This is a genomic window from Endothiovibrio diazotrophicus (assembly GCF_054657215.1).
The window spans coordinates 1-15,670 of sequence record NZ_BAAHXB010000129.1 but is presented as its reverse complement, the minus strand read 5'-3'; the positions used below and the strand labels follow the sequence as shown (position 1 = coordinate 15,670).

The 15,670-nt window shown below is 67.1% G+C and carries 13 protein-coding genes; 5 read left to right on the top strand and 8 right to left on the bottom strand.

Going from position 1 to position 15,670, the window contains the following annotated elements:
* Window positions 1-127 precede the first annotated feature (127 nt).
* The 7 genes from ruvB to ACYQ2W_RS22290 form a co-directional block, all read right to left on the bottom strand.
* Window positions 128-1,189, bottom strand: coding sequence for a Holliday junction branch migration DNA helicase RuvB (gene ruvB, locus ACYQ2W_RS22320; protein WP_459872431.1), 1,062 nt, complete (start codon window positions 1,187-1,189; stop codon window positions 128-130).
* A gap of 49 nt (window positions 1,190-1,238) precedes the next feature.
* A complete protein-coding gene (locus tag ACYQ2W_RS22315) occupies window positions 1,239-1,451 on the bottom strand; it encodes a type II toxin-antitoxin system HicB family antitoxin (protein ID WP_459872428.1) in 213 nt (70 codons plus the stop codon).
* Window positions 1,452-1,845: 394 nt separating this feature from the next.
* Window positions 1,846-3,666 carry a methyl-accepting chemotaxis protein gene (locus ACYQ2W_RS22310; RefSeq protein WP_459872425.1) on the bottom strand — a complete coding sequence of 607 codons (1,821 nt, stop codon included), beginning with the start codon at window positions 3,664-3,666 and terminating at the stop codon, window positions 1,846-1,848.
* 166 nt (window positions 3,667-3,832) lie between these two features.
* Window positions 3,833-4,444, bottom strand: a complete 612-nt coding sequence (ruvA, locus tag ACYQ2W_RS22305; protein WP_459872423.1) for a Holliday junction branch migration protein RuvA — start codon at window positions 4,442-4,444, stop codon at window positions 3,833-3,835.
* Entirely contained in the window at window positions 4,441-4,959 is a 519-nt protein-coding gene (gene ruvC, locus ACYQ2W_RS22300; RefSeq protein WP_459872421.1) for a crossover junction endodeoxyribonuclease RuvC, read from the bottom strand. The genes ruvA and ruvC overlap by 4 nt, the downstream gene beginning before the upstream one ends.
* A 416-nt stretch (window positions 4,960-5,375) precedes the next feature.
* Window positions 5,376-6,122, bottom strand: coding sequence for a YebC/PmpR family DNA-binding transcriptional regulator (locus ACYQ2W_RS22295; protein WP_459872418.1), 747 nt, complete (start codon window positions 6,120-6,122; stop codon window positions 5,376-5,378).
* Window positions 6,123-6,742: 620 nt separating this feature from the next.
* Window positions 6,743-7,363: an esterase/lipase family protein gene (locus ACYQ2W_RS22290; protein ID WP_459872416.1), complete on the bottom strand. Its 621-nt coding sequence runs from the start codon at window positions 7,361-7,363 to the stop codon at window positions 6,743-6,745.
* 147 nt (window positions 7,364-7,510) lie between these two features.
* Here ACYQ2W_RS22290 and ppdK point away from each other — a divergent pair, with 147 nt between their 5' ends.
* The 3 genes from ppdK (at window position 7,511) to ACYQ2W_RS22275 (ending at window position 12,864) form a co-directional block, all read left to right on the top strand.
* A complete protein-coding gene (ppdK, locus tag ACYQ2W_RS22285; RefSeq protein ID WP_459872413.1) occupies window positions 7,511-10,285 on the top strand; it encodes a pyruvate, phosphate dikinase in 2,775 nt (924 codons plus the stop codon).
* A 201-nt stretch (window positions 10,286-10,486) separates the two neighbouring features.
* Window positions 10,487-10,816, top strand: coding sequence for a hypothetical protein (locus ACYQ2W_RS22280; RefSeq protein WP_459872410.1), 330 nt, complete (start codon window positions 10,487-10,489; stop codon window positions 10,814-10,816).
* A gap of 140 nt (window positions 10,817-10,956) precedes the next feature.
* Window positions 10,957-12,864 (top strand): glycosyltransferase, encoded by a 1,908-nt coding sequence (locus ACYQ2W_RS22275; RefSeq protein ID WP_459872407.1) that lies wholly within the window; start codon window positions 10,957-10,959, stop codon window positions 12,862-12,864.
* Window positions 12,865-13,089: 225 nt separating this feature from the next.
* On the opposite strand, the gene ACYQ2W_RS22270 is transcribed toward ACYQ2W_RS22275, so the two are convergent.
* On the bottom strand, window positions 13,090-13,947 hold the full coding sequence (locus ACYQ2W_RS22270; RefSeq protein ID WP_459872405.1) for a metallophosphoesterase family protein: 858 nt from the start codon (window positions 13,945-13,947) through the stop codon (window positions 13,090-13,092).
* Between the two features lie 305 nt (window positions 13,948-14,252).
* Here ACYQ2W_RS22270 and ACYQ2W_RS22265 point away from each other — a divergent pair, with 305 nt between their 5' ends.
* Together ACYQ2W_RS22265 and ACYQ2W_RS22260 are read left to right on the top strand one after the other, a co-directional pair.
* Window positions 14,253-15,137 (top strand): LysR family transcriptional regulator, encoded by an 885-nt coding sequence (locus ACYQ2W_RS22265; RefSeq protein ID WP_459872402.1) that lies wholly within the window; start codon window positions 14,253-14,255, stop codon window positions 15,135-15,137.
* Window positions 15,138-15,270: 133 nt separating this feature from the next.
* Window positions 15,271-15,670: FMN-dependent NADH-azoreductase (locus ACYQ2W_RS22260; protein ID WP_459872399.1), on the top strand; the 400-nt coding region annotated here is incomplete at its 3' end.

Sequence of the window (15,670 nt, the reverse complement as noted above, 5' to 3'; positions counted from 1 at the left end):
GCGAGCCCTTATTCGCCGGAGGCCCGGAACAACCACGAAGATACGGGTTTTCGAAGTGGCGATCCGCTCGGGACGGCCAATGCCACCCGTTGCGGGGCGGCGCCTTCGTTGAGCGGTGAAGCCGCCCTCAAACAGCTCCCTGCTGGTCGCCGTCGAAGAGATCCTCCAGCGCCTCGGCGCGCGCGGGATGCGGGGGCTTGAGACCGAAGTGGCGGTAGGCGTTGGTGGTGGCGACCCGTCCGCGGGGGGTGCGCATCAGGTAGCCCTGCTGGATCAGGTAGGGCTCCAGCACGTCCTCGATGGTGCCGCGCTCCTCGCCGATGGCGGCGGCCAGGTTGTCGACCCCCACCGGACCGCCGTCGAACTTCTCGATCATGGTCAGCAGCAGCTTGCGGTCCATGAAATCGAACCCCTCGGCATCGACGTTGAGCATGTCCAGCGCCCGCCCCGCCACCTCGATGGTGACGTGGCCATCGGCCTTCACCTCGGCGTAGTCGCGCACCCGGCGCAGCAGCCGGTTGGCGATCCGCGGGGTGCCGCGGGAGCGGCGCGCCACCTCGTGGGCGCCCTCCGGGTCCATCTCCATGCCGAGGATCTGAGCGGAGCGGGCGACGATGGTGGAGAGGTCCGCCACCGAGTAGAACTCCAGGCGCTGGACGATGCCGAAACGGTCGCGCAGCGGCGAGGTGAGGAGTCCCGCGCGGGTGGTGGCGCCGACCAGGGTGAAGGGGGCGAGGTCGAGCTTGATCGAGCGGGCGGCGGGGCCCTCGCCGATCATGATGTCGATCTGGTAGTCCTCCATCGCCGGGTAGAGCACCTCCTCCACCACCGGGCTGAGGCGGTGGATCTCGTCGACGAAGAGCACGTCGTGGGGCTCCAGGTTGGTCAGCAGTGCCGCCAGGTCCCCCGGTTTCTCCAGCACCGGCCCCGAGGTCTGGCGCAGGTGGACTCCCATCTCGTTGGCGATGATGTGGGCGAGCGTGGTCTTGCCGAGGCCGGGTGGCCCGAAGATCAGCACGTGGTCGAGGGCCTCGCGGCGGTTGCGCGCGGCGGGGATGAACACCTCCATCTGCTCGCGCACCCGCGGCTGGCCGATGTAGTCGTCGAGGCGCTTCGGACGTATGGCGCGATCGATCGCCTCGTCTTCGGAGGAGCCGGCGGCGGAGATCAGGCGGTCGTGTTGGATCATTGAAAAAAGTGACGGATGGCGGGTAACGGATAAGCGAGTGACGAAGGCGTCAGGCGTACATCAAGCGGCGCCCCCGCGGCTCGGGTATGGAATCACCGAACTCCTCGGTGGTATCGATCCACAGCGAGATCGCCTCCTTGGCCGAAGCGAGGGCCGACTCCCGAGTGTCCCCATGGGCCATGCATCCCGGCAACCCCGGCACCTCGGCAACGTAGGATTGGTCCTCTTCGCTCCGGTAAATGATCGTCTCGTACTTGTACATCACCGCCCCTCCACCATTCGATACTTCACCAGGATATTGCGAACCTGACGACCTTGGTAGGGTTTCGCCTTCCCATCGACGCATCCCACTACACCATCCCGCAACAACCATAACGAAAACGGCGACCAGAGTCGCCGTTTTCGCCTGAAGCCTCCTTCTCGTTTCCACGCTCTGCATGGAAACGTCTGCTTTGACGCTCCGCGTCGTGCCAAACGAAAGCACCACAACGTTGCATCCCGCTCCGCCCAAGGACGCAGAGCGTCCAAGATCCCTGGTTGCGACGCAGAGCGTCGCAACCAGGGATCCAGAGATCCGAAAAGGCGAAGGGGCGACCCTCGTCGCCCCTTCGCCTGAAGCCTGAAGCCTGAAGCCTGAGATCTAAAGCCGAAGCCTCCTAAAACTCCTCCCACTCGTCCCCTTCGTCACCCTTCGGCGGCGGAGCACGCTTCGGTGCCGGGATCGCCGCCCGCGGTTTCGGTTTGGGGGCGGCCTTGGGCGCGGGACGGGGCGGGTGCGCGGGAGCGCTGCGCGGCGTCGGCTCGGAGGAGCCGCCGCCCTCCACCTTGAAAAAGGCGATCAGCTTCCTCATCTCGGCGGACTGATCCTCCATCGACTTGGCCGCCGCCGCGGTCTGCTCCACCAGGGCGGCGTTCTGCTGGGTCACCTCGTCCATCGACATCACCGCCTTGTTCACCTGCTCGATGCCGGCGGACTGCTCGGCGCTGGCGGCGCTGATCTCGGCCACCACGTCGGAGACCCGCTTGATCCCCTGGACGATCTCCTCCAGCGCCTTGCCGGAGTTCTCCACCAGGTGGCTACCCTCCTCGACCCGGTTGACGCTCTTCTGGATCAGCTCCTTGATCTCTTTGGCCGAGTCGGCGGAGCGCTGGGCCAGCTTGCGCACCTCGGCGGCGACCACGGCGAAGCCGCGTCCCTGCTCGCCGGCGCGGGCCGCCTCCACCGCCGCATTCAACGCCAGCAGGTTGGTCTGGAAGGCGATCTCGTCGATCACCCCGATGATGTCGGCCACCTGCTTGGAGGAGGCGTTGATGCCGGACATCGCCTCCACCGCCTGCTGCACCACCTGACCGCCGTGCTCCGCCTTGCCGCGGGCCTCGCCGGCCAGCTGGTTGGTCTGGCGGGCGTTGTCGGCGTTCTGCTTCACCGTGGAGGTGAGCTGCTCCATGCTGGAGGCGGTCTCCTCCAGGCTGGCCGCCTGCTGCTCGGTGCGCCGGCTGAGGTCGAGACTGCCGGCGGCGATCTCGTGGGCGGCGGTGGCGATCTCGCCGGAGGAGAGGTGGATCGAGCGGACGATCGCGGAGAGCTTCTCCTTCATCTCCCCCAGCGACTCCATCAGCAGCCCCACCTCGCCGCGGCAGGTCACTTCGATGGCGGCGCCGGAGAGATCGCCGGCGGCCACCTGCCGGGTCACCTCCACCGCCCGGCCGAGGGGGGTGACGATGTAGCGGCGCATCAGCCCGACCAGCAGGATCAGCGCGCCCGCCAGGGCAACCACCATCACCAGCGAGCCCTGCCACAGATTGGCGCTGAGTGCCGCCTGGGCGTCGTCCAGCGGGCGGATGATCTCGAAGGCGCCGTGCATGTCACCCGGCTTCTTGCCATCCATCCGGTAACCGGTCACGTCCTTGCCGTCGTCGCGCCCCCACAGCTCCTTGGACGTGGCGGGATCACCGTGACAGACCATGCAGCTCTCACCGAGGCGCACCGGGCGGAAGTAGCGCACCGCGTTGCGTTCATCGTCGACCATGTAGTATTCGACGGCCGCGGGGTTGGACTTGAAGTAGTCGAGCGCCACGGCCTCCACGGCGTCGGGCTCGTTGTCGGAGTTGCGGGCGCCGACCCGCGGGGTGCGGAACTCGAAACCGCCCTCCCTCGCCTTCGCCTTGGCGGACTCCCAGGCCGTGACCACCGGGACACCGGCGAGCACTTTGGTCCTGCGCTCCTTCTCGCTGAGGGAGGCGTCTTCCGCCGCTCGGCGCAGCACCTCGGCGGAGAACAGGCCCACCTCCCACTTCGCCTCCATGTTCTCGCGCACCGATTCGGCCATCAGGATCAGATTGCGGGCGGCATGCACCTCGCTCCCGATGGCCGACTCCTGATCCTTGTAGGCATATCCAGCGAACAGCAGCGCCATCATCGAGACGAACAGCACCGCAATGATCAAGCCGAAACGAAACCCCAGGCTGTGACTCATCGGCATTTCCGGCGATCCCCCACTTGATTGAGTTGGGCCCATCTCCCGGTCCGGCGACAGGGAGAGAGGATTTCCCGAGCAAATCACCGCCGATTCTTGTCGTATTTTTCCTTAAACACAATACAAAGATTCGTTACAGGCGTTCATGAATCGGAAAAGGTGTCGGCTACTTCCGTTTCATCACCCCCTGAAGGGCACGCCGGATGATCTCCTCGCTGGCGAGCCCCTCCTCCTCCACCGCCCCCACCATTCGGGAGGCCTCCGCCGGCTTGTAACCCAAGGCGATCAAGGCACTCACGGCATCCTCCAACTCCCCCGCCCTGGGGGCCAACGCCGCCGGGGCGCCACCCGCGGGCAGCACCTCCGGCATCCCCCAATCCTTCAACCGGTCGCGCATCTCCACCACCAGCCGCTCGGCGGTCTTCTTGCCAACGCCGGGGGCGCGGGTGAGCGCGGTGGCGTCGCCGTCGCGAACGCTGCGCACGAAGTCGTCGGTGCCGATGCCGGAGAGGATCGCCAGCGCCATCTTGGCGCCAACGCCGCTCACCTTGATCAAGCTACGAAAGAGGGTACGCTCCGCCGGGGTGGCGAAGGCGAACAGGGTGTGGGCGTCCTCGCGCACCGCCAGGTGGGTGTGCAGCACCACCTCCTTGCCCACCTCCGGCAGGACGTAGAAGGTGGACATCGGCGCCTCCAGCTCGTAGCCGACACCGCCGACGTCGACCAGCAGGAAGGGGGGGTGTTTCTCGGCGATGACGCCGCGCAGTCGTCCGATCATTGCAGTCTCCGATAGACGGTGCGCCGCGCACCGGGGATGCGGCCGAGGGTACCGGCACTGTGGGCGTGGCACAGCGCCACGCCGAGGGCGTCGGCGGCGTCCGCCTGAAGTTCGCCCTGCAGGCCGAGCAGCACCTTGACCATGTGCTGCACCTGCTCCTTGGCGGCCCGCCCGCCGCCGACCACCGCCTGCTTGATCTGCTGCGGGGTGTATTCGTCCACCGGCAGGCCGCGGGTCACCCCGGCGACGATCGCCGCACCGCGCGCCTGGCCCAGCTTGAGGGCGGAGTCGGCGTTGCGGTGCATGAAGACCATCTCGACGGCCATCTGCTCGGGGGAGAACGCTTCGATCACCTCGCTCACCCCCTCGAAGATCTGCTTCAGCCGCTCCGGCAACGGCCCCTCCTTGATGCGGATGCAGCCGCTCACCACGTAGCCCGAGCGAGGGCCCTCCACGTCGATGATGCCGTAGCCGGTGAAGCGCGAGCCGGGGTCGATTCCGAGGATGCGTGGCATGGGGGACCCGGTTAGGGAATTAAAGGAAGACCGGACAGGATTAACCGGTTTTGAATCGAAGAATTGGACAGGATTAACAGGATTTGCAGGATTAACAGGTCAGAGGGTAGAGGGTTATCTTGCCTTCGTGCTCGCCGGATCGTTCCCTCCCATTCTCCCGCTTCCACGCCCTGCAAGATAGGGGGTTACAACACGGAGCGTCTTAACCGGAAATTACCGCGAGGACCAAGCGATTCGGTGTGCGCCACCCGCGAAGCAGCATTCAACCTTCTGACCTGTTAATCCTGCAAATCCTGTCAATCCTGTCCAATTCTTCATCTTCGGGAAGAAAAATGGCAGAAGCCTGGACACGAAACAGCATTCAGCCTTCTGACCTGTTAATCCTGCAAATCCTGTCCAATTCTTCTCTTCAACGATCAGCCCAACTGCACCAGGATCTCTTCCGAGATATCGGCGTTGGAGTAGACGTTCTGCACGTCGTCCAGATCCTCCAGCATGTCGAGCAGGCGGATCATCTTCTGGGCGTCGTCCAGGCCCACGGCACTAGGGGTGGCGGCACGCATCGTCACCTCGGCACTCTCCGCCTCCAGACCGGCCGCGGCGAGCGCCTCCTTCACCTCCATGAAGGCTTCGGGGGTGGTCAGCACGTCGAAGGAGCCGTCATCGTTGTTCACCACGTCCTCCGCCCCCGCCTCCAGGGCCGCCTCCATCACCGTATCCTCGTCGGCGCCGGCAGGGAAGCTGATCACCCCGGAGTGGGTGAACTGGAAGGCCACCGAGCCGGAGGTGCCGAGGTTGCCGCCGCATTTGGAAAAGGCGTGGCGCACCTCGGCGACGGTGCGGTTGCGGTTGTCGGTCAGGCAGTCGACCATCACCGCGGTACCGCCGGGACCGTAGCCCTCGTAGCGGATCTCGTCGTAGTTGTCCCCCTCCATCGCCCCGGAACCGCGCTTCACCGCCCGCTCGATGGTGTCCTTGGTCATGTTGCCGGCGAGCGCCTTGTCGATGGCCAGGCGCAGCCGCGGGTTGGAGTTGGGGTCGCCGCCGCCGGAGCGGGCGGCGACGGTGATCTCACGGATCAGTTTGGTGAAGAGCTTGCCGCGCTTGGCGTCCTGGGCGCCCTTGCGGTGCTGGATGTTGGCCCACTTGCTGTGACCTGCCATGGAATACCTCGTCTCTAACGATAAGCCTGCGAAAACGCGGGATTTTACCACCGGGCGAGAGGAGGCCCAAGCGGCGGGATATTGAACCATGAAGAACATGAAGGTGAAGAGATGAAGGGCATGAAGGATAAGGAGTTCCCCCTCGTTCCCACGCTCTGCGTGGGAACGTCGCTCTTGCGTGGGAACGCCGCTCTTACGTGGGAACGCCGCTCTTGCGTGGGAACGCCGCTCTTACGTGGGAACGCCGCTCTTGCGTGGGAACGCCGCTCTGCCTGGGAACGCCGCTCTGCCTGGGAACGCCGCTCTGCGACGCTCCGCGTCGTGTCGAACGGAGGCACCGAAACCTCCGCGCCCTGCCCCGTTGGCGGACGCAGAGCGACCGAGGTGTCCGGTTACGACGCAGAGCGTCCAAGGTATCCGGTTACGACGCAGAGCGTCATAACCAGGGGCAAGTGCAGCGCGATAGGGGTCGCCGCTACCGCGCCGACGCGAACGGAAGCAACGCCGTATCGGCTACGATCCAACTCGTCGAACGGGAGATACCGCTCAACAAGGACGTCGCCACTCGACGCCCGCTGCCCCCGTTCGCGTCGGCGCGGTAGCGCCGACCTACGCCCGAATCACCCGGCCCCAAGAAACCGTGCCGCCAATGCCATCGCCTCGGCCGAGAGGAGCAGTCCGGAGTGGGTGGCGCCGACCACCCGGTGGCCGGCCAGCCCCGGCAGGCGGGTCTCCTCCAGCGTCACCATACCGTCGCTCGGGCTCCCCAGCCCCGGCAGCACCCGCCCCAAACCGAAGGCGACATCCCCGGCGACCATCAGCACCTCGCGCCCCTCCGGGACCTGTGCCACCCCCTCGATCAGCGGCACCGCCGCCCGTTTGAGCAACCGACGACCCCAGCCCCATTCCACCACCCGCCGCGCCACCCCGCTGCCGCGCAGCGGCGAACCGAGCAGCACCACCCGCCCTGGAGGCGCCTCCGGATGGGCCAGCAGATAGCGCAGCACCAGGATTCCTCCCAGACTGTGGGCGACGAAATGGACCGTCGGCGCCTCCAGCGCGGCGACCCGCGCCGCCAGCGCCGCCACGCTCTCCTCCAACGGCCGCGAGGTGGTCGGATAGCCGAAGCGGCAGCACTGGAACCCTGCTCGACGCAGCCGCCGCTCCCACCCCACCATCGCCCAGCGCCCCATCCACAGCCCGTGGACCAACACCACCACCGCGTTCGAGTTCTGTAACATCCCCTTGGCACAATCCATCGGCAACTTCCCCGGGCACGGCCGGTCGACATGAACTCAGACGCCATCTGACAATCTCAGCAAGAGCGCCTACTATTAGCGGCTGACTCCGTCCACGGAAATCATCTAGAACGACACAAGGGTCCGATCATGACGAAATACGTCTACGCATTCCAAGAAGGTGACGGCAAGAACAAGAAGCTGCTCGGCGGCAAGGGGGCCAATCTCTGCGAGATGACCCAGATCGGCCTCAACGTCCCCCCCGGCTTCGTCATCACCACCGAGGCGTGCCTCGCCTACCTCGACCACGAGAACCACAAGCTGCCCAAGGGGCTGATGGACGAGGTGGAGAAGAACATCAAGGAGCTGGAGAAGGCCACCGGCAAGAAGTTCGGCGGCGCCAAGAACCCGCTGCTGGTCTCGGTCCGCTCCGGCTCCGCCATGTCGATGCCCGGCATGATGGACACCATCCTCAACCTCGGTCTCAACCAGGAGACCCTGGAGGGGATGATCAAGCAGACGGAAAACGAACGCTTCTGCTACGACGCCTACCGCCGCTTCATCCAGCTCTTCGGCAAGGTCGCCCTGGGCGTCGACGACGAGCACTTCGACGAGCACTTCGAGGCGGTCAAGCGCAAAGCGGGCGTGGCCGCCGACATCGGCCTCTCCGCCGCCGACCTCAAGGAGATCTCCAAGCTCTTCCTCCAGGTGGTGCTGGAGCAGACCGGCAAGCCCTTCCCCGAGGACGTGATGGAGCAGTTGAAACTCTCCGTCAAGGCGGTCTTCAACTCCTGGTCGGGCAAGCGCGCGGTGGACTACCGCCGCGAGTTCAAGATCACCCCCGACATGGCCAACGGCACCGCGGTCAACGTCTGCACCATGGTCTTCGGCAACATGGGCAACGACTGCGCCACCGGCGTGGGCTTCACCCGCGACCCCGGCACCGGCGAGAACGTGATGTTCGGCGAGTACCTGGTCAACGCCCAGGGCGAGGACGTGGTCGCCGGCATCCGCACGCCGAAGCCGGTGGCGGCGCTGGAAGAGGAGATGCCCGACCTCTACCGCCAGCTGGTCGACCTGCGCAACAAGCTGGAGAGCCACTACCATGAGGTGCAGGACTACGAGTACACCATCGAGCGTGGCACGCTGTACTGCCTGCAGACCCGCAACGGCAAGATGAACGCCACCGCCATGGTGCGCACCTCGGTGGAGATGGCCAACGAGGGGCTGGTCGACCGCAACCAGGCGCTGCTGCGCATCCAGCCCGAGCTGCTCGAACAGCTGCTCCACCCGCGCCTCGACCCCAACCACCAGCGCACCCCGCTGGCCCAGGGGCTGCCCGCCTCCCCCGGCGCCGCCTCCGGCAAGGCGATCTTCGACGCCGACCGTGCGGAACTGATCGGGCGGGCCGGCGAGAAGGTGATCCTGGTGCGTGAGGAGACCAAGCCCGAGGACATCCACGGCTTCTTCGCCTCCCAGGGCATCCTCACCTCCCGCGGCGGCAAGACCTCCCACGCCGCGGTGGTCGCCCGCGGCATGGGCAAGCCCTGCGTCGCCGGTGCCGAAGGGATCGCGGTCAACGTCAAGGCGCGCATGGCCGCGATCGGCGACACCGTGATCAACGAGGGCGACACCATCACCATCGACGGCTCCTCCGGCAAGGTCTACGTCGGCGAGATCCCCACCGTCGACCCGGAGTTCTCCGACAACCTGAAGACGCTGCTCGGCTGGGCCGACGAGGTCGCCACCCTCAAGGTGATGGCCAACGCCGACACCCCGCCCGCCGCCGAGAAGGCGCGCAGCTTCGGTGCCATGGGCATCGGCCTGTGCCGCACCGAGCGGATGTTCAACGACGTCGACCGGCTGCCGATCGTGGTCGACATGATCCTCGCCGACACCCTGGAGGAGCGTCGCGACGCGCTGGCCAAGCTGCTGCCGATCCAGCGCGGCGACTTCAAGGGGATCTTCAAGGCGATGTCGCCGAGCCCGGTCACCGTGCGCCTGCTCGACCCGCCGATGCACGAGTTCCTGCCCACCGAGAGCCAGCTCCTCGACGAGCTGGGCCACCTGCGCGCGCTGCAGACCAACATGACCGGCCTCAACGATCTGGTGCTCAGCCTGCGCCTGCTGCGCCCCGGCGCCAGCACCGAGATGCCCGCGCCCTTCGACACCCTCAACGCCGAGCTGGTCGGCGAGGCGATCGCCAAGAAGGAGAAGATGCTCTCCAAGGTGCGCGCGCTGTTCGAGGTCAACCCGATGCTCGGCCACCGCGGCGTGCGCCTCGGCGTCACCTTCCCCGAGATCTACCGGATGCAGATCCAGGCGATCCTCGAGGCCGCCGCCGAGTGCGAGAAGGAGAGCGTGGCGGTCGAACCCGAGATCATGGTGCCGCAGGTGGTCAGCCCCGAGGAGCTGAAGATCGTCAAGAAGATGGTCGACGAGGTTCAGGCCCAGGTGGAGAGCCAGTACGGGGTCAAGCTCAAGTTCAAGTTCGGCACCATGATCGAAACGGTGCGCGGCGCGCTGCGCGCCGGGCGCCTGGCCGAGGAGGCGGAGTTCTTCTCCTTCGGCACCAACGACCTCACCCAGGCCACCTTCTCGTTCTCCCGCGAGGACGCCGAGAACAAGTTCCTGCCGCAGTACATCGAGGCGGGGATCCTCAAGGACAACCCCTTCGAGTCGCTGGACTACAACGGCGTCGGTCGGTTGATGGAGATCACCGTCAACGATGGCCGCGCCAGCCGCGAGGGGCTGAAGGTGGGGATCTGCGGCGAACAGGGTGGTCACCCCCGCTCGATCCGCTTCTGCCACCACGTCGGCCTCAACTACGTCTCCTGCTCCGGTCCGCGGGTGCCGGTGGCGCGGTTGGCGGCGGCCCAGGCGAAGCTGCTGGAGAAGAACTACACGCCGGGTGACATGCTCTAGGGATTCGGGCCTTGGGGGCCCGAATCCCTCAGGTCTCGAGTGAATGAAACGGGCGGCCTTCGGGCCGCCCGTTTTCTTTGCCCGCCTTCCCGCCGGACAGACCCGCGCCCGCATTCTCGTCCGCTGGTAAGAAAGGGGCGATAGGGGTCGGAAAGGACTAACGTCCTCCCCGCTGGCTTCTGCGGGAGCGGCAATACCGGGATGAGATCGAATCTGCCTTCCGCGAAGCAGAGCCGCGACGCTGGCATCATCAGGGGGACGCGCTCTATTTTGAATACCGCAGCGCAGCGCAGGGGTTCGACGGTTCGCTGCCCGGAAAATCGAGCGGCCGGCCTCGGCCGTGTCGACGCGCGCGACCTGTACCACAACCTCGCAGCGGACAGCGGGCTACGAGACAAAACCCGCGCCGCCCTGGTCCAGGTCGAACAGGCCTACTGCCTGACCTCCGCCAACGACCAGCGCTGCCATCCCTCTGACGAGGAGCAGGCAAGGATCACCACCACCGAGATCAACATGCTCATCGCCGCCTGACGTTTCCCCTCACAAAGAGGGCCTCCATCGACGCCGCCCACCCCTGGCACGTCCCCTGCATTATCCCACTCCACCACCAGCGAGGCGCCATTTTTCCGACGCCGGCGCCTCGACAACAACCGCCCAAGGGGGAGATGGATATGACCGGTACCACCGACATTTCGACCATTTTGGAGAACCTGGCCGCCGTCGAGGCGATGGCCGGGAATGACGCCCGGGCGCTCAACGAGTGCGAGGAGCAGTACCGGGAGCTGGTCGAACTCGCCCCCCACCACCCGGAGGCGCTGCGCCGCTTCAACCAGTTCCGCCTGCGCAACCTGGCGGTGTTGCCGCAGCGTCCCCAGATCCTGGTCGGCACCATGGGCCGCCACGCCTTCCCCAACGTCCACACCTTCGACCTGATCCGCTACGCCGACGTGGTCTCGCTGACCATCATCGAGGCCCAGGCGGCGATCGACCGCATCCCCTTCAATCCCTACGCCGACAGCCTCCAGGGGATCCTCGCGCGGCTGCCGGAGGGGTTCACCCCGCTGATCTTCTGGGACATCCAGGTGGACGGCCGCCACCTCCTCCCCTCGGGCCTGGAGGAGGCGCCGTTCCCCACCGCCGCCGGCATCCACGAGGTATTCCGCCGCGACGCGGTGCGTCACGCCGCCCGGCTGTTCGACGTGGTGGTGCCACTCTCCTCCACCTTCGTCCCCCACCTCAAGGCGCTCACCGACCGCCACGTGCTCGACATCCCCTTCGGCCTCAACTGGGCCGCCATGGGCGGCGTGGTCGCCCCCGCCCACCGCAAGGAGATCGACGTCGCCATCACCTTCGACGACACCTTCGCCTCGGAATTCGAGGGGGACCTGCGGGCGCGGGTGATCGAGCGGATCGCGGCGCTGGAGCGTCGCCACCCCGGCCGTTTCACCTTCCGCCACGCCGGTGCCCTGGAGGAGGCCGAGCGGCTGGAGCTGCTCGCCCGCTCGCGCATCGCGGTCAACGTGGTGGGGATCCACGGCCCCTACAACCGGGTCACCTGCGAGGCGCTGGCCGCCGGCTGCCTGCTGCTCCAGCTGACCAACGACCGGCACACCATCCCCAGCGACATCGGCGACTACTTCCGCGACGGCGAGCACCTGGTGCAGTTCCGCCTCGACGAACTGGAGGAGAAGCTGCTCCACTACCTCAGCGAGCCGATGGAGGGGGCGCGGATCGCCGAACAGGGGCGCCGCTTCGCCGAGGAGCACTACGGCTACGACCAGCTCTACCTGTGGCTGTTCGAAGAGGTGGCCCAATTGAAGATCAGCGCCGCCGACCGCCCCAACGTCGCCGATTCGCTGTTCCACCAGGGCCTCAGCTACTGGCACTCGGAGAATCCGGAACTGATCAAGATCGGCGCCCTGCTGGCGGTGCAGACCCTCGCCTACGCCGCGCCGGAGGTGCGCGACAACAACCTGCTGGTACTGCTGCCGCAGTTGGCCCGCTGGTTCGCCCCGGAGATGCTGAGCCAGTTGCTGAGCGCCGACGACACCTTCGCCGAGGCGCTCCGCGGCGACACCGCCGAGCTGGTCGAGGGGATCGCCGCCCGCCTTCCCGACCGCCTGCTCCACCGCTGGAACCGGCTCGCCGCCCGCCTGGAGCTGGGCCGCGCGGAGCGGGAAGAGGTGGAGGCGCTACTCGCCGACCTGGAGCGCGGCGAGGGCGACCCGGCGCTGGACGACGAGACGGTCATGTTCAACAGCCGCATCCGCGCCGACCACCTGAGCGAGGCCGAGGAGCGCCACGCCCGCATCGCGCTGCTCGACATCCCACGGCTGCGCCACGGCGGCAACCCGGCGGGGATCGCCCGCGCCTACCACGACTTCATGACTTGGCACTGCCACCGCCGGCTGGCCGCCGAGGGAGACTTCGACGCCGCCCGCCATCTGAAGGCCGCCGCCGCCCTGCTCCCCGACAATCCGACCCCGCCGGAAGGAGCGCTGTTCATCGCGGGGCGCCGTCCGCAGGCCACCGTCTCGCCGATCGGGGCGGATTCGACGGTGCGGGCCGCCAGCGCCTGAACGTCGGCGACCCACGATAAAAAAGGCGCGCGGATCACTCTGCGCGCCTTTTTTCGTCGGGACCGGAACAGGGGTCGGCACGGCATGCGACGAGGCACTCCCGATAAACCCCGTGTCCATCCTGCCGAACGGGACGAAGCCGTCGGACGGGACCAACCGGCCCGAACCCCGCTGCCTCCGCTCACGTCGCCGCGGTAGCGGCGACCTACACCACCCCCGCTTCGGCTACAACAACCCCTTCCCCTGCACCGCCTGCTCCTCCAGGTGGCGCCCCACCGCCTCGTCCAGGGTCAGCTCGCCGTCGATCACCGCCCGGTGATAGCGGCGCATCCACGGCCCGGCGAGCACCCGCGCCTCGCGAAACTCGGCGAGGATGATCTCGGCGAAACGCCCACCGGCGGCCATGAAACCACTGTCGAAGTAGTCCCGCTCGGTGCGCATCCGGTCGTAGGCGAGGCGGCGGATCTCGGCGGACCAGCGGCCGTCGCGGAAGGTGAGTTGCCCGTAGCTGGCCCGCGGATCGCCGTCCATCGGGGTGCCGACGGAACCGACGTTGACGATCAGGGTGTCGCGGAAGCGGCGCAGCAGCGGCTTGTGGGTGTGGGAGGCAATAAAGAGGTCGCGCCGGTCGCCGAGCCGCGCCGGCAACTCCTCGTCGGGCACCGAGGCGCTGATCCCGGCCCGGTTACCGAGGCGCGAACCGTGGGTGACATGGACCCCGCTGCCCCCCTCCAGATCGGTCAGGTCCAGGTGGTCCGCCCAACCACCGAGCCGCGCCAGCTCCGCCTCGCCCAACTGGTCGGCGGCGAAGCGGGCGAAGCGGGTCAGTTCATACTGGGGGGTGTCCGGCTCCGGCACCTCGCGCTGGGCCTCCACCACGTACTCTTCGTGGTTGCCGGCCAGCAGCCGAATCCCCGGCAACGCCGCGCGCAGACGGTGGAGGCAGTCGAGGCTATAGGGGCCGCGGCTCACCAGATCGCCGTTGAGGATCACCTCGTCGGGGCCCCAGCGGAAGATATCCTCGAGCACCGCATCGAGGGCGGGCAGATTGCCGTGGACGTCGGAGAGGACTGCGATCTTCATGGCGCTATGATAGCGGGTGTCGGACGAAACCACCCCCAGGTGTCGACGTCGCCCCCGGTTGGAAAGACCACCCCTGGTTGGAAAGACCACCCCTGGTTACCACGCTCCGCGTGGTAACCGCGGCCTCCGAGCCGGCAGAGGAGCTGACCTCGACGCTCCGCGTCGGCGCCGTTTCGGCAACCACCGCCGGTAGAGCAGGACGCAGAGCGTCCAAGGGCCGCCGGTTACGACGCAGAGCGTCGTAACCAGAATCCACCAGATCCACCAGAATCCACCAGAATCCACCAACATCAACCGAAGCCCCCATGATCGACCTCAACGAGATGACCATCTTCGTCAAGGTGGTGGAGGCCGGCACCTTCACCGGTGCCGCCCGCGCCCTCGCCCTGCCCAAATCCACGGTGAGCCGCAAGGTGGCAGCGCTGGAGGAGCGGCTCGGCGTCCGCCTGCTGCAACGCACCACCCGCCAGGTGACCCTCACCGAGCTGGGCGCCGCCTACTACGAACGCTGCGCCCGGGTGGTGCAGGAGGCGGAGGAAGCGGAGCGGGTGGTGAGCCACTCCCGCGAGGCCCCCTGCGGCCGGCTGCGCCTGTCGGCACCGGTGGAGCTGGCCGAATGGCTGGGCGGCGCAATCACCGACTACCTGGTCCACTACCCGCAGGTGGAGGTGGAGCTGGACCTCACCCACCGCTACGTCAACCTGGTGGAGGAGGGTTTCGATCTGGTGCTGCGCGGCGGCCAGCTGGCCGACTCCACCCTCATCGCGCGACGCCTCTACACCAGCCGGCTGGTGGTCTGTGCAACCGCTACCTACCTCGCCCAGCATGGCGAACCGGACACTCCGCGGGCACTGAAGGAACACGACTGCCTGCTCCACGGCGGCCCCGAACCGCTCCACTTCAGTGGATCGCACGGCGCCACCACGGTCACCCTCCAGCCGCGCCTGCGCGCCAACAATCTCCACCTGATCCGCAACGCCGCGTTGGCCCACCTCGGTGTGGCGATCATCCCCGACGATTTCTGCCGGCGGGAGCTGAGCGACGGCCGGCTGGTGGAGCTGCTCCGCGATTGGTCGTTGCCCGAGGGCGGGCTTTACGCCGTCTACCCCTCGCCGCGCCACCTGACGCCGAAGGTGCGCAACTTCCTGGAGCTGTTGACCGAGCGGATCGAGCGCTCGGATACCCCTTGACGCTCCTCTTTCGCGGCCCACATTGTTCCGCACTCGGAACAGTTCATCCAATGAGCCCCGGCTAATCCAGGATACGCAACAAATCTACACTCCTTCTCACCATCCACCCCCTTTCTCCCTGGAGGGATCGAGAATGAGCCGCACCATCCTGCACATCGACTCCAGCGCCCGCCGCGAGGGCTCCACCTCCCGCGAACTGGGCCGCCGTTTCATCGCCCGCTGGAAACAGCACCATCCCGAGGACCGGGTGGTCGAGCGCGACTTGGGCGCCGCCCCCCTTCCCCATCTCGACGAGACCCTGCTCGCCGCCTTCTTTACTCCCGCGGAACAGCACGCCCCCGCGGTCACCGAGGCGGCCACCCGCGCCGATGCCCTGATCGACGAGCTGTTCGCCGCCGACGTGGTGGTGATCGGCGCGCCGATGTACAACTTCGGCGTCCCCTCGACGCTGAAGGCCTACATCGACCATATCGCCCGTGCCGGACGCACCTTCCGCTACGGCGAGCGCGGCCCCGAGGGGCTAGTCCTGCCCT